Origin of the sequence: Streptomyces sp. NPDC058632 (assembly GCF_042717095.1) — a bacterium.
GTDB lineage: Bacteria > Actinomycetota > Actinomycetes > Streptomycetales > Streptomycetaceae > Streptomyces.
In genome coordinates this window covers 55,696-69,177 of record NZ_JBHXQZ010000037.1, presented here as the reverse complement: position 1 = coordinate 69,177, position 13,482 = coordinate 55,696, and the positions used below count along the sequence as shown (strand labels likewise).

The window sequence follows — 13,482 nt, the reverse complement described above, 5'->3', positions numbered from 1 at the left end:
TTGTGCTGGTTTAAGCGGGTTTGGGGTTTTGTTTTTTTTTTGGGGCGGGACCCCGGCTCGGGTGTGGGGGGGGCGGGGGCCGGCGTTGTTTTCGGGTGGTTCCATGTCGTTCCCAACCTGGTGGAAACGCCTCCTCAGATGGTCGGGGTGTCGTCAACAATCGGCCTGTGAATCGCAACGACCGGCTTCCACCCCGCGGAGAACTCGATGAAGTCCGCACGGGTGGGGTAGGTGTCGATCGCGCGACGGTCACGCTTGGGGCTGTCGCTCCCCTTGCGCCCCCGGGGAATCTGCTCCTCGAAGATGTCGACCTTCACGTCGGGAACCTCCTTGAGGCCCTGGCGCCAGATCTGCACGATGTCGGCGCCGAACGCCTGCCGGGCCGCAGCGTAAAGGGCCGTGAGGGCCCCCCTGTCCCCACTAGGGACGAAAAGTGCCAGGTCCAGCACGACACCGGCGGACTGGAGGACCTCGATGGTCACCGAGCCGTTCTCGTCGGCCAAGTAAATCCCGGCTTCATTCTCGTCGTCGGGAAGGCAGGATACCTCTTCTTGGAATACGGTTCTCGCCGTGATCGAGCCGCCCTCGAAACTCTCGCCGGGCTTGGTCAGAAAAGCAGGGGCATAGCAGTCGGGAAGCTTGAGTTCTGCCGTGTCGGCGGAGACGAAGATCCTGTCCTTTACGCCGAGCTTCGTCACCTCTTCCAGTGAGAGGCGGCGAGCGGCGATCTTCTCCGTGTTCACGATTTCCCTTTCAGGTTGCACTGTCCCTCCGAACAATGACGCTACCACGAAACCCTGAGGTCAACTGCCCAGTAATCTCTGGGGAAATAGCCTCCGGTTACGTGCACGGGAGGGTACTGAAGCGAGTGCCGCTCGGTCGGGAACACGCATCTGCCAGATAGTGTCCCTCGTCATGGTGTTGGGAATCAACTGACGGTTGCATTTCGGTGCGTTGGGTAGCGCGGAGGAACCAAAAGAGAGCTTACGGTAGATATCACCCATATAGTCTTCGGGGGGCGGGGAGGTGAGGCGCTCCATTCGTCGTGCATCTCGAAGAGCGCAGCGGAAACCAACTGGACGGTCCGACAACGCGACAACGGAGACTCCCGTCGGCAAAATCTGGATGCAGCGCGAACCGGAAGTCTCGTACTGCCACGCCTTCTGCCGTCCACTTCCACGCGGTCATCCGCCTCGACGGCCCGGAAGGCGGCGACACCCCGCCCCCGCCCTGGGTCACGGCCGAGCTGCTGACCGATGCCATCCGCGCCGCCGCCATCGCTTCCCGCGTGGACGGCCCGAGAATCGACGGCCGGGCCCGCACCTTCGCCTTCGGTCGGCAACTCGACGTCCGCCCGATCCGCTCCGTCGACTTCGACGGCGGCCAGGAACTGACCGAGCGGGCCGTGGCCGCCTAAATCGCCAAGTACGCCACCAAGGGCGCCGGGACGACGACCGGCACCCTGGACCGACCGACCGACCGACCGACCGACCGACCGACCGACCGACCGACCGACCGACCGACCGACCGATCCGCTTCCTCGCCGAGCTGGCCCACGCCCGCACCACCGACCACGCCCGCCGCCCGATCCGCACCGCCTGGACCCTTGGCGCACGGCCGGAACGGGCAGACCTCCGCCTGCGGGCCTGGGCCCACATGCTCGGCTTCCGCGGCCACTTCTCCACCAAGTCCCGCCGCTGCTCCACCATCCTCGGCGCCCTGCGCGACGCCCGCGCCGAACGGCGCCGCACACAAGCCGCACCGACTGCCGTGCCTCAGGACGGCGAAACGATCATCGTCCTCGCCCACTGGGTGTTCGCCGGTACCGGCCTCAGCACCGCCGAAGCCGGGCTCGCCGCCTCCCCCGAGCCCGCCCCCGGCACGGAAGGAGAGCCGACCACATGAATGACCTCTACCTGTCCGTCGACCAGGTCACCGAACTGCTCGGCACGACTCTCCGCTTCCCCGGCGACTCATCGAGGAGCGGCGCATCCGGTACGTGAAGGTCGGCCGGCACGTCCGCATCCCCGAGAACGCCGTAATGGAGTTCATCGACTCGCACACGGTGCAACCGCGGCGAACGACAAGGGGCGGCGGCGTCACTTCGGAGCGATCAGGCGGCTTCCCTCCGGCCGGTACCAGGCCCGTTGTCCGGGCCCGGACGGCGTCATGCGCCCGGCTCCCTTCACCTTCGAGACGACGGCGGACGCCGACGACTGGCTTGCCGAGAAGCAGACCGAGATCCACCGGGGCGAGTGACGGGACCCCGAAGCGGGCGCGGTGAGCTTCCCTGCCTACGCGGACAAGTGGGTGGAGGAACGGGAACCGGCCCCGCTCACTCAGGACCTTTACCGGTACCTCCTCGACAAGCACCTGACCGCCCTCGTGGCCCTGGACCCGGACGAGATCACCGTCCCTCGCGTCCGCGAGTGGCGCGCCGAGCGGCTGCGGGCCACGGGTGCCAAGGCGATCACCGCCAAGGCGTACCGGCTCCTCAAGGCCGTGATGGAGACAGCCGTCGACGACGAGCTGATCCAGCACAACCCGTGCCGAATCAAGGGCGCCGGCAAGGAGAAGGCAGCCGAACGGCGCATCGCAACCGTCACGCAGGTCGACGCGCTCGCCGAAGCGGTGGGGATGCGGTGGCGGCTCATGGCCCACCTCGGCGCCTACGGTCGTCCGATGCGGCCGGAGGAACTGGCAGGCCTCCGCCGCCGGGACGTCGACATGGACGCTCTCCGTATCCGCGTGCGCCTCGCCGAGCCGGAACGGATGAACGGGTGACGTGTCCAGGGCGACACCAAGTCGGGACCCGGAACCCGGACTGTGATCCTTCCCGCGTTCCTCCACCGAGAGCTGCGATGGCATCTTCAGTCGTTCGCCGAGCCGGGGACTGACGGGCTCCTCTTCGTCGGTGAGAAGGGCGCCCCCTTCCGGCGCAGCACCTTCGGGCGACGGTGACGGAAGGCCAGGGAGACCGTCGGCATGCCGGAAGGCTTCCGCTTCTACGGCCTCCGGCACACCGGACACACGCTTTCGACCCGGTCCGGCGCCACCCTCGAGGACACCATGGTCCGTGCCGGTCAGTCCTCCGAGGAGGCCGCGCTCATCTATCAGCACTCCGACGGCGAGCGACAGGAAGAGGTCGCCGGCCTCGACGCCACCGTCCGGAAGGCCGGAGCCGCAGCGACCGGCAGACTGCCCGCCGAGCCTTCTGGCACGGATCTGGCACGCGACGACTGACGACCACGCACAGCACAAAGGCCCCGGTCTGTGACCTGGGCCTTCTTCATGGAGCGGGTGACGAGAATCGAACTCGCGCTCTCAGCTTGGGAAGCGGCGGCGCTTGGATGGGCTCCGTAGCTCTGAAGAGCATAGATAGCTGTAGCTCGAGGTGGTTGCGTGGGTCGGATGGCACCGCTGTCGACCGTGGTTTCCCGCCCTTACGGGCACGCGGAGGGCACGGACTTCCGGAAAGGGTCGAGGTCTGCGCCGTCGGGGGCAACTCCGCACGGTCCGCCCCATGCGCAGATCAGCCGTTGAGGTGGCGTTGCTGCTGCACAGCCCACCATCCTCCGCGCCGGATTCCCTCGTCATCCGCCCAGCGGCCTGTGCACTTGCTGCGCGCTATGTCATATTCAATGGCATACTCGACGTGTGACTGGTGACGACATTGACTTCCCGCCCGGCGATGGCCCCACCAGTGGTATCTCCGTCACCCTGACCGCCGGAACGCTGCAGGCGATCCGTGAGCGGGTCGGCAAGCGAGGCGTCTCGGCCTACCTGGAGAAGGCGGCCCAGCGCCAGATCGAGCGCGACCACCTGGACGAGCTGATCGCGGACTTCGACGAGGTGCACGGCCCGGCCGACCCCGCGGCCGTGGCGGCCAAACGCGCCCGGCTGACCGGAGGCGCCTCGAACGCCGGGGTGGCTGCGTGAGCGGTGCCCTGGTTCTGGACAGCGAGGGCCTGGCAAAAGCCGTACAGCGGGATCGGGAGATCCATGAGTGGCTGACGGCGGCTCGTGACGCTGACCTGCCAGTGATCACCTCAGCTGCCGTGTTGGTCGAAGTGATCCACCCGAAGATCAACGACGCCGCACTGAAGTGGACCCTGTCCCGCCTGAGCGTCGAGCCGGTGACCCAAGCCCTCGCGCAATCCGCTGCCGCTCTGCTGCGTGCAGCGGGGCTGCACGGTCACAAGTACGCCATCGACGCCATGCTGTGCGCGACCGCCCTGCAGCATCCCGGCCGGGTGACGATCCTGACTTCGGACGTGGAAGACATCGGGCTGCTCACTGCCGAGCATCCGCGCCTGAGTGCGGAGAAGGTCTGAGTCGAGCCGCATTGCGGAGACGGCGCTCCGTGTGGATCGGCGCCATGACGCGGTGCGCCGTGCCTGCCGACGTAAATCAGACCGCCTTGTGATGACGCCGGCCTGACGCCCGGCCTCGGCCGACCGGTTCGCTTCCGCCCGTCCTCACGGCGGCCGTCGATGCCGCCCGCGGCCGCTTCCGGCAGCTGGCCGTGCGATGGAGAACCGGACCAGATCGTCGCGCAGTCCCTCGGCCAGGACGAGCCGGTAATAACGCATCCGCAGCCGCAGCCGGTCGAGTCGAACGTAGTTGGAACCGACTGCCTTACAGGTAGGCCCTTAACAACGAACGTCCTTCACCTATTGATGACTGGGTAGCTGGGGGCGAGTGACGACAAGGGGAACTTGCAGGCAGCGGCCTGGATGGTTCCTGAAATGGTGACCTGCGGCTCATGTGTCCCATCCGTCAGACGGTGTGCGCACCGTCGGTGCGCTGGTTGACTCCCCCGCTGTCGCCTCTCTACCGTTTCCTCATCGAGAACATCCGGGACGGGGTGCGGGGATTTCATGGACGACACGGATCTCAGCGACGACCGCCTGCTGTCGAGGGCCGAACTCGCGACACTGGCCGGTGTCATGCGGCCCGCTGTCACCAACTGGCAGCGACGGTACAAGGATTATCCGGAGCCGGTCAGGACGGGCGAGGCGGAACTGTTCAGTCTACGGGCGGTTCTCCGATGGCTTGACTCCCGTCAGATCCCGGCACGTGCACGTGCGTCCGACGAGCCGGCGGGGTTCACCTATGCCGACCGCATCCGGCGAAACATCGTCGCGTCGGACCACGCCCGTCAGAGAGTGGCCGTGCTGAGTGATGAGGCGGCAGGCAGCGGTTTGCTGAGTCACGAAGAAGAGCGTGCGCGGCAACTTGCGCGACTGCTCGGACCGATGGCAGACGCTGTGCGTGGTGGCGCATCTGTCACGGACTACCTTTCCTTGCTGCTTTCCCTGGTCTTTCTGCAGGTGAGCGGAAGCCCGCGCTCGGTGACGCTCCCGCGCACGGTACAGGCTCGATCCAAGGCAGCCACGGCGGCGTTGTTGCAGGAGATCGGAGAGGCAGCCGACGAGGCACTGCGTCTGCGTGGTGTACCGCCGGGGATGCGGACAGCCATCGTCAGGCTGGAACCTCGGGGCTACGCGGATGTCGTCGAGGTGATCCGCCTCACCGACGGCTTGGGGATCGACGAGTTCCGACAACTGGTGGATCAGTTCGGCTCCCGAGCCGCGCTTCCCAGCCGAGAGTTCTTCACCCCTCGTGCCGTCGTGCGGCTGATGCGGGATGCTGCCGTAGGGGCCGAGGACTCCGCGCGAGGTGTCTACGACCCGTATGCGCGCGCAGGTGAAATGCTTGACGGAGTCGCTGAACGCTTCGGTGGCGTCGTGCCTCTGACTCTGCGTGGTGAGAGCCCGCAGCGTGGCACGCTTCGGCTCGCCGGAATGAATCTCGCGCTGCACGGTGTCCCGGTCGAACTGGAGGCCGGCACCGCGGCTCCATGGAACGAACATGGCTGGCCGAAGAGGCATCGGGCCGATCTGATCCTGACCAATCCGCCATTCAACGCTCACGGCGCGGTGCCGAAGGCGCGTGAGGACATCGACTGGCCGTACGGACCACCTCCCCCAGGTAGTTCTGCCTTCGCCTGGCTCCAGCACGTCTTGGTGTCGCTCAAGGACGAGGGCCGTGCATGCGTGGTGATGCCGGTCAGCGCGGGCACCTCCACCGACGTCCGGGAGCGGGAGATCCGCAGCAGGCTGGTGGAGGACGGGGCCGTCGAATGCATTGTCGCGTTGCCCCCCCAGCTCTTTTCCGGCGCTCAAGTGTCCGTCTGCTTGTGGTTCTTGCGGCGTTCCGAAGTGGTGGGCGAGGAGATCCTGTTCGTGGACGCACGGGACCTGGGCGATAAGGCGGCTCGCGGACCCCGAGTCCTGTCCGACGAACACGTCGGGGCCGTCACGAGTACCGTTCGGGCATGGCGGCGAGGGACCGGTTTCCGCCCCGGTCGGCAGAGCGCGGGCCATCTTGCGGTCGCCGCTCCGCTTGCGGCGGTGCGGTCTGCCGGTTACTCGCTCAGCCCCGCCGACTACGTGGACAGATGGATGTCCAAGGCGTCACCCGCTGACGCGGCGACCGAGGCAGCAGCCACGAAGCGGGCACTCTCCGCGGCGAGGCGTCGAATGAAGACTGTGGACGCCGCTGTCGACGCGCTGTCGTACGGCCCGCTGCCGTTGGCCACCGCGCTCTCGTACGACGGACTACCTCAGGACTGGCGTCGGGTTCCGCTGGGAGAACTGGTCGACATCATGGCTGGTCCGTCCTACACACGCCTGCCGGCCGATGCTCGCTCCGCGGCAGGCAATCTACGTGTCGTGATGCCCAAGCATCTGCGTGAGGGACGCATCGACGATCGCGACATGGAAAAAGTGAGTGATGATGTCGCCCGCGCACTGACGCGGTTCCGTCTCAGCTCCGGAGACGTCCTCTGCGTGCGTTCTGGCGCCCAGATGCTCCCTGCCTTGGTCGCGAAGGCTCAGGACGGCTGGCTGTTCAGCACCAACCTGCTGCGGCTGCGCGCCTTGGAGGCGGAGGGGGAACCACTTGTGTTCCCCGGCTACCTGCTCGCCTATTTGTCCCTGCCGGAGACAATGCACTGGCTCAAGGAACAAGCCCGCGGCACCGCCGTCCCTTCCCTCAGCGCCGCCACACTGGCACTCCTGCCCGTGCCGCTGCCGCCCCTTGCCCACCAGCGGCGCATCAGCGCCGTGCTGGATGCCGTAGACGCACAGATCACCGCGCATCGCGAACTCATTCAGGCCGCGACACACCACCGCAGCACACTCGCCGCGCATCTGCTGACCGGTGTCCTGGCCCCGGAATGACGCGCCCCTCTCTTTTCAGCCCGTCCGCGAAGGAAAACTCCTGTGAACGCTCCCTCGTCCGAGCCACGCTCCGGGACGCGGTACCTGTGGCTACTCGTGGCTGCGCTGTTCTCGCTCGTGGTGGCTCTCGTCGCCGGGATCCTGAAGACCAGCACCGGGGCCGGATTCGCCGAGGCAGTCCTTTACGGCGGCACTGCTTTCGCCACGTCGATGGGCCTCTGTGTGCTTGTCCTGTCTGCAGCCGGCCAATTCTGACCGGCCTGACGTGCCTAGCGGTCCATCCGTCGGGTCCACACCCATTCCCAGCCGCCCTCGTCACCGGGGGCGCGCAGGGGCCCACCCTTCAACCGTCGGACATGGTGTGCGAACGGTGGAACCCCTCGTCGGCCCAGACAACAGACAACCCCCGGGTCGACGACCTGGGGGTTCATATTGGAGCGGGTGACGAGAATCGAACTCGCGCTCTCAGCTTGGGAAGCTGCGGCTCTTTGCGGTCGGGTCGGTTGCTGAGCTGGGCAAACGGCCGGGGTGCCGTCCCGTCGGGCTCGGCCGCTTTCACCGTGATTCCCCGCTGTTCCCCGCCCGATCTGGTGCGCTTGTGGTGCGCACATGGGTCATCCCCGCTTCGGTCACACCTATCGCTTCTGCGCCCTGTAGCGCTTCATCAGCGCGGTGATCCGTGCAGGCTCCGCCTGGCCGTTCAGCTCGGCCACGAGATCGCCAGGGCACAACTCGTAGAGATCCCCCCACCATCGACGCCCTCGGTTGTCCCAGATTCGGTATCCACCTGGCACACCTCGGGCTACGTAGCGTCTCCTGCTCACAGTCCCCCCGTTCCCGCAGTGCTTCCGTATGCGCTCGCTGGCACGATGGCCGCGTGGCCGACCTAGAGCGCATTACGGCAGAGATCATGGCGTACTACCGAGCACTCGACGAGGGCGCCACCCTGCGGCACCACTTCCGCCATGCTGATGAGGAAGGGGGCCTCTGGTACATCGAAGCCGTACCTGACCGTAGCGAGTTGATCGCCATCAAGCAGGCAGAGCTGACCTCGGCCAGCCAACTCCACCGGTATAGCTGGAGGCACCTGGAGGACGAGCACGGCGGACTGACAGACCAAGCGATCGATCCTGAGAGGGACCCGCTGGAGCCCATCTCGGCCGAAGAGTTCCATCAGGTGTGGATCGGGGAGCGCGCTGGACAACCACTTTAGGAGAGAGGCTGGGGGATCTCGCGCCTGAGCTGCGACTTCGATGGCTGAGGTAGCGGGCGGGTACTCGACCGCGGAGCACCGGTGTTGACCGTGACTGACCCCTGCATCTGGCACGGTAGTGGCACGAACCCCAGCCGACGAAAGTCAGCCACGACGGCGGGCGCGCCAACCGACCAGGCGCGCGTATGCCTCGCTGCACCCCCACCTGCCTCAACCACGCTATCGGCTGTCATCGGTCAGTCCTTCCGCAGCGAGCGGAGCGGCACACGGCTCCGGAGACCCCTTCTGAGCCCGCTGTATGCGCAGGTCAAGCTCCTGAGGCGGTTCTCCTTCGGTCCGCCGGTCCACGGATGGTCCAGGACAGCCTTCGGTCACTGTGAGTGACAAGCCGACTTCCGTATCGAGCGACACCTTCAAAGGGAGGGGCAGTGAGGGGCGCACGCGCACAGGGGGGATGCCGTGACGGTTAGGCTGGGGCCGTTCAGCAGGCGACCGACATAGGCGGCTAACGATGGGTGCAGCAGGGAGTGACCCCCGCACGCAGGCACAGGCGACACACGAGCGTGCCATGTCGGAGGTCTCTGACGTGATGTTGAACGTCGAACATGCACTCGATAGAGCTAAGAAGGCCAAGAAGCGTCTGGGGGGCAGTGCTGAAGAGCACAACGTGCAGCTGGCACTGGCAGATGCCATCGACGATCTTGAGAAGGTGCTCAAGGGCCTCCAGCGAGACGCGTACTTCGCTGGCGACGACCTGCGACTGATGTGAACTTCTTCCTTCGAGCCGGATAGATGCACTAGCATCTGCGGGTGCGTAGCGGCGAAGAGATTCAGAAGGCCCTTGGCCAGTTCAGCAAGAAGTGGGCCTCATATTCAGGCACCGAAAAAGCTGAAGCTCAAACGTTCCTTAACCAGCTCTTCGAGGCATACGGATCGGATCGCCTTGATGTAGGCGCTAAGTTTGAAGCCTTCAAATCATCGGCTGGCTTCATGGATATGCACTGGCCGGGGATCTGTATCTTCGAAATGAAGGCGCCGCATGTCAAGGTGAGCTCTGCTCGCGAGCAAGTTAAGCGGTACTGGGAAGAGTCGGCCGATGAAGAGGCAGACATTCCCGCCGCTCAATGGGTCGTCCTGTGCAACTTCAAAGAATTTGAGCTGTGGGAGCCTGGCCGATTCCCTAAGTCTCCTCGCGCGACCTTCACGCTGGAAGAGCTACCGTCGCGCTACGAGACCCTGCTATTCCTTGCGGGTGTAGACCAAAGACCGAATTTTACTGAGCTCCACAAAGAGCTTACGGCAAAAGCTGCAAACATTATCGGCGACTTGTACCGCTCCCTTGTGGATCGCAGTGCTGCTCCGTCGGATGAGATCATCCGTTTCACGATGCAGTCGGTCTGGACAATGTTCGCCGAGGAACTTGGGCTGCTAAGCGGCTCTCCGTTCCAAAAGACGTTGGAACAGCTGCATAAAAACCCTGATCAGTCCGCGCAAAGCCTCGGGTTCCTGTTCAAGGTTCTCAATCAAAAAGGAGATCAACACCGTAAGGGAATACTAGCTGGCACGCGCTATGTGAATGGTCAACTCTTCTCAGACCCTGCGTGGGTCGGTTTGAATGCTCAGGAAGTGCGCATCCTAGCCGAGGCCGCTACGTATGACTGGAGCAAGGTTGAGCCGACGATTTTCGGATCGCTGCTAGAACGCGTAATTGCTGGAAAACTTGGCGCCCACTACACCCACGAAGCCGACATCATGAAGATCGTTGATCCGACGATCGTCCGGCCTTGGCAGGAGCGGATTGAATCTGCTGCCACCCCAAGTGAGGCGCTTCAAGTCCTCAAAGACCTTTGTTCGTTCAGAGTTTTCGATCCTGCATGCGGGTGCGGGAACTTCCTCTACGTCTCGTACCGGGAAATGCGCAGGCTTGAGTCTGTAGCGAAGCAGAAAATTCAAGATCTGACTGCCGCTACTGGCCTTCCCGTTCCGATGGAGAAGCTACCGTACGTTCCTCTGAGTAATTTCTATGGCATGGATATCCAGCCGGCAGCAGTCCTCATCGCTCGCGTAACGCTATGGATGGGGCACCGCCAAATGATTGACAAGTACGGCGAAGCTGAGGCGCCGCTGCCGCTTGTCAATCTAGCTGGCATTACGATTGGTGACGCCGTATTCTCTGACTGGCCTGAAGTAGATTGCATAGTGGGGAACCCTCCATTCATCGGTGATCGCAAGATTCGTCGTGATTTGGGGAGCGCCTACCTCGAAAGACTGAAGGCGGGGTTCCCTGGGGTTGGAGTCGTTGACTACAGCGCTTACTGGTTTCGGCGAGCTCACGATCACCTGAAAGACGGTCAGCGAGCTGGCCTCGTCTCAACCAATACCCTCCGAGAGAATAAGCACCGCTTGGCCTCTCTGCGTTATATCGTGGATCGTGGCGGTGTGATCACGGACGCTATTTCTACGCAGAAGTGGCCTGGCGAGGCACATGTGCACGTCTCCATCACCAACTGGATCAAAAACCCGTCTGAGAGTATCCATGAATTTTATCTGGACGGCGTTCCAGTAGAGGGAATCAACCCCAAACTTAAGGCGGGTCCAACGCTGCCGGAGTCGCTGAAAATTCCTCAGAATAAGGGTAAGGCATTTATCGGCTGCCAGCCCACTGGTGACGGTTTCATACTCAAGGATGAGGTGGCCGCTGAGCTCATCGCCGCAGGGGAAGGTGCGGTAGTACGTAGGTATTTGACGAGCGATGATCTCGCAGACGTTGTTGGCGCTGAACCTGGTCGATGGATTATCGATTTCGGGACTATGCCACTTGAGGCGGCTCGCAAGTATCCAAAGTCACTGAAAATCGTTAGGGAAGAAGTCCGGCCGCATAGGGAAGGGAAAGAGCGTCACTTCGCACGCCTATGGTGGCAATTTGCATGGCCGCGACCGGAGATGCGGAAGGCGCTGAGTGGGAAGTGTCGATACATGGTGTCTACCCTCACGGGGAAGCGCCTCTTGTTCGCTTGGGCTTCCAGTGATTGGTGTCCGAGTAACAAGGTAGGAGTCTTCCCCTTCGAGGATGACTATTCGATGGGTATCCTGTGCTCCAATGCCTTTGATGCTTGGGCATGGAATGAATCGGCAACGCTAGAAGAACGCCTTCTTTTTACCCCCTCCACGGCGTTCGAAAGTTACCCATGGCCATCTCCGTCTTCGGAACTGCGGGAGGAAGTGGCGGCTGCTGCTAGGACTCTTATGGAGCGGAGGAACGCGATCTCGCAAACCGAGAAAATAGGTCTGACTGAGCTCTATAATCGTGTAGACGAAGGGGCATATGCAGATCTAGTGAAGCTGCATGATGCCCTGAACTCGGCCGTAGCAGCATGCTATAACTGGCCGCGAGAGGTAGCTAAAGATCGCCTAGAATTGTTGCGTCGTTTGGGCGATCTAAATCGAAGCATGGGAAGTCGATCAGGTGGGACTTTCTTCTAGGCATACAAGAATGCGCACTTGGTGACTCCCCCGCCGCTTCACGGAGAGGTCGGCGGAGCGGCTTTGGGCTGGAGCTGTTTTGGCGCGAGTGATCATGGCCCCGTAAGCTTCCGGCGCGTCGGGCAGTCTGTGGACCTGCCCGGTAAAGCACGACGTTGGGGCCATGATCTTCGAGGCTCGCGCCAAAGTGGCTGCCTAAAGCCGTGGAGCGGACCGCCCCAGCCACGACGTACTCCTTCTCTCGCCTCAAGCGGCTGATTGCTCTTAGCGCGGCGCGGGCGCCGGCCGGGCTGGAGCGGGGCGGAGACAGGAGCGCAGGCCCGGCCGGGGGCCGGGCCGCGCGGGGAGCGGAGCGAGCCGCCTTGAACCAGTGAAGAAGGTTGTAACTCAGGTGGCGTCTGGGATGCGCCAGAGTGGAGCTGCGTACTGCTCCGGGCGTCTGGTGAGCAGGAGTTGGCGCAGGTCGCTGCGCTGGGAGCCGTTGAGGTTCAGGACCTCGGTGAGGTGGCGGAACGTCGTGTGCGTGACTCCGCGGGCGCGGGCTTCCGACTCGAACTCGTCGACCTGGCGCAGTACCGCCCCCTCGTCGAGCGGGGCCGACGGCTGGTCCTTCAACCACAGGGCCTTGTTGCGCTCGTAGTCGATCTCCGAGAAGCCGCACACCTCGCGGCTGTGGGTCTCGACCTCGTCCAGGGTCGTCGTCGCCGTGATGGCTCGGGCAAGGGTGTTGCGGCTCAGCGCCTCGTCCAGGTCGACTTCGTGGACACGCGGGCTTTCGTCCGTGAGCGGCACCGGTAGGCCGGCGTCGCGTACCTCGCAGATGCCGCGCGTTCCCCGGGCCGTCGCCGCGAGCATCCCCGTGGCTTCGGACGGGTGCCACTCCAGGACGTTGCCGACCGGGGCCACGTCCTGCGCAGTGAGAGTGTGGACGACAGGGCCCAGCAGCGGACGGAGATCCTCTGCCGACAACTCGCCGTCGAGACCGGGCCCGGCGACCAGGAGTCGGACGGGGGCGTTCACCTGGCAGCACGCTGCAAGCGTCACCGCGTCGGCAAGCGGGCTCTTCAGGGTCGGTTCGTCGCCGCGGGCGAGGATGTCTCCGCCGACGTCCAGGAGGTCGATCGACTCCGGCGCCAGGTGGGCCAGCAGCTCTTCCAGCTGGCGCGTCACGCCCTCGACTCCGTGGGAGGGGTCCAGCAGGGCGAGGGTCTGTGGCAGTTCGGAGGCGAGGCGGGGGAGCGTCGACCCTGCCGGAGCGACTGGGCGGGCGGTCGCCGGCACTGACCACACGGACGGGGTGACGGCTTCCAGGCCGGTGAAGTCGTGCGCGCCGCGCGGGCCCGGTACCGGGTCGATCAGTAGGCGGTCCCACGCGTACGTGAGGATCACCGCCTGGTCCTCGTCGCCGTACAGGGCGGCGTGAAGCATTGCGGCGGCGACTGCGTCGCCCCCTCCTCCTGCTGCGACGATCAACCGCGTCATGTGGTCAACATTACGGGTTCTGGTATTTACCACTCACCCTATAGTGGCCAGAGGCCA

The 13,482-nt window shown here is 64.3% G+C and carries 9 protein-coding genes and 3 pseudogenes; 9 read left to right on the top strand and 3 right to left on the bottom strand.

The window, feature by feature from the left end; translation table 11 throughout:
- Positions 1 to 134: 134 nt before the first annotated feature.
- Complete coding sequence (locus ACFWVE_RS16590; protein ID WP_384014064.1) at positions 135 to 743, bottom strand: hypothetical protein; 609 nt, start codon at positions 741 to 743, stop codon at positions 135 to 137.
- Positions 744 to 1,165: 422 nt separating this feature from the next.
- On the opposite strand from ACFWVE_RS16590, the pseudogene ACFWVE_RS16585 reads away from it, so the two are divergent.
- From ACFWVE_RS16585 to ACFWVE_RS16560, 6 genes and pseudogenes are all read left to right on the top strand, one after another.
- A pseudogene (locus tag ACFWVE_RS16585) lies at positions 1,166 to 1,905 on the top strand (replication initiator); the annotation flags it as partial.
- Positions 1,902 to 2,089, top strand: a pseudogene (locus ACFWVE_RS16580) (excisionase family DNA-binding protein); the annotation flags it as partial. The pseudogenes ACFWVE_RS16585 and ACFWVE_RS16580, both read left to right, overlap by 4 nt.
- A gap of 23 nt (positions 2,090 to 2,112) precedes the next feature.
- Positions 2,113 to 3,243: pseudogene (locus ACFWVE_RS16575) on the top strand (tyrosine-type recombinase/integrase).
- 414 nt (positions 3,244 to 3,657) lie between these two features.
- Positions 3,658 to 3,939 (top strand): hypothetical protein, encoded by a 282-nt coding sequence (locus ACFWVE_RS16570; RefSeq protein WP_384014061.1) that lies wholly within the window; start codon positions 3,658 to 3,660, stop codon positions 3,937 to 3,939.
- Complete coding sequence (locus ACFWVE_RS16565; RefSeq protein WP_384014058.1) at positions 3,936 to 4,334, top strand: PIN domain-containing protein; 399 nt, start codon at positions 3,936 to 3,938, stop codon at positions 4,332 to 4,334. Before ACFWVE_RS16570 ends, ACFWVE_RS16565 begins: the two co-directional genes overlap by 4 nt.
- A gap of 546 nt (positions 4,335 to 4,880) precedes the next feature.
- Positions 4,881 to 7,247 carry an N-6 DNA methylase gene (locus tag ACFWVE_RS16560; protein ID WP_384014055.1) on the top strand — a complete coding sequence of 789 codons (2,367 nt, stop codon included), beginning with the start codon at positions 4,881 to 4,883 and terminating at the stop codon, positions 7,245 to 7,247.
- Positions 7,248 to 7,882: 635 nt separating this feature from the next.
- Here ACFWVE_RS16560 and ACFWVE_RS16555 read toward each other — a convergent pair.
- The gene (locus ACFWVE_RS16555; RefSeq protein ID WP_384014052.1) at positions 7,883 to 8,071 is read right to left on the bottom strand and encodes a hypothetical protein; all 189 of its coding nucleotides are present in this window, start codon (positions 8,069 to 8,071) and stop codon (positions 7,883 to 7,885) included.
- Between the two features lie 53 nt (positions 8,072 to 8,124).
- Between ACFWVE_RS16555 and ACFWVE_RS16550 the strand changes: the two genes are divergently transcribed.
- The 3 genes from ACFWVE_RS16550 (at position 8,125) to ACFWVE_RS16540 (ending at position 11,943) form a co-directional block, all read left to right on the top strand.
- Positions 8,125 to 8,460, top strand: coding sequence for a hypothetical protein (locus tag ACFWVE_RS16550; RefSeq protein WP_384014048.1), 336 nt, complete (start codon positions 8,125 to 8,127; stop codon positions 8,458 to 8,460).
- A 568-nt stretch (positions 8,461 to 9,028) separates the two neighbouring features.
- Positions 9,029 to 9,229 carry a hypothetical protein gene (locus tag ACFWVE_RS16545; protein ID WP_384014045.1) on the top strand — a complete coding sequence of 67 codons (201 nt, stop codon included), beginning with the start codon at positions 9,029 to 9,031 and terminating at the stop codon, positions 9,227 to 9,229.
- 41 nt (positions 9,230 to 9,270) lie between these two features.
- Positions 9,271 to 11,943 carry a DNA methyltransferase gene (locus tag ACFWVE_RS16540; RefSeq protein WP_384014042.1) on the top strand — a complete coding sequence of 891 codons (2,673 nt, stop codon included), beginning with the start codon at positions 9,271 to 9,273 and terminating at the stop codon, positions 11,941 to 11,943.
- A gap of 387 nt (positions 11,944 to 12,330) precedes the next feature.
- Here the strand turns inward: ACFWVE_RS16540 and ACFWVE_RS16535 are convergent, their stop codons facing one another.
- Positions 12,331 to 13,425, bottom strand: coding sequence for a DUF1152 domain-containing protein (locus tag ACFWVE_RS16535; RefSeq protein ID WP_384014039.1), 1,095 nt, complete (start codon positions 13,423 to 13,425; stop codon positions 12,331 to 12,333).
- Positions 13,426 to 13,482: the final 57 nt, after the last annotated feature.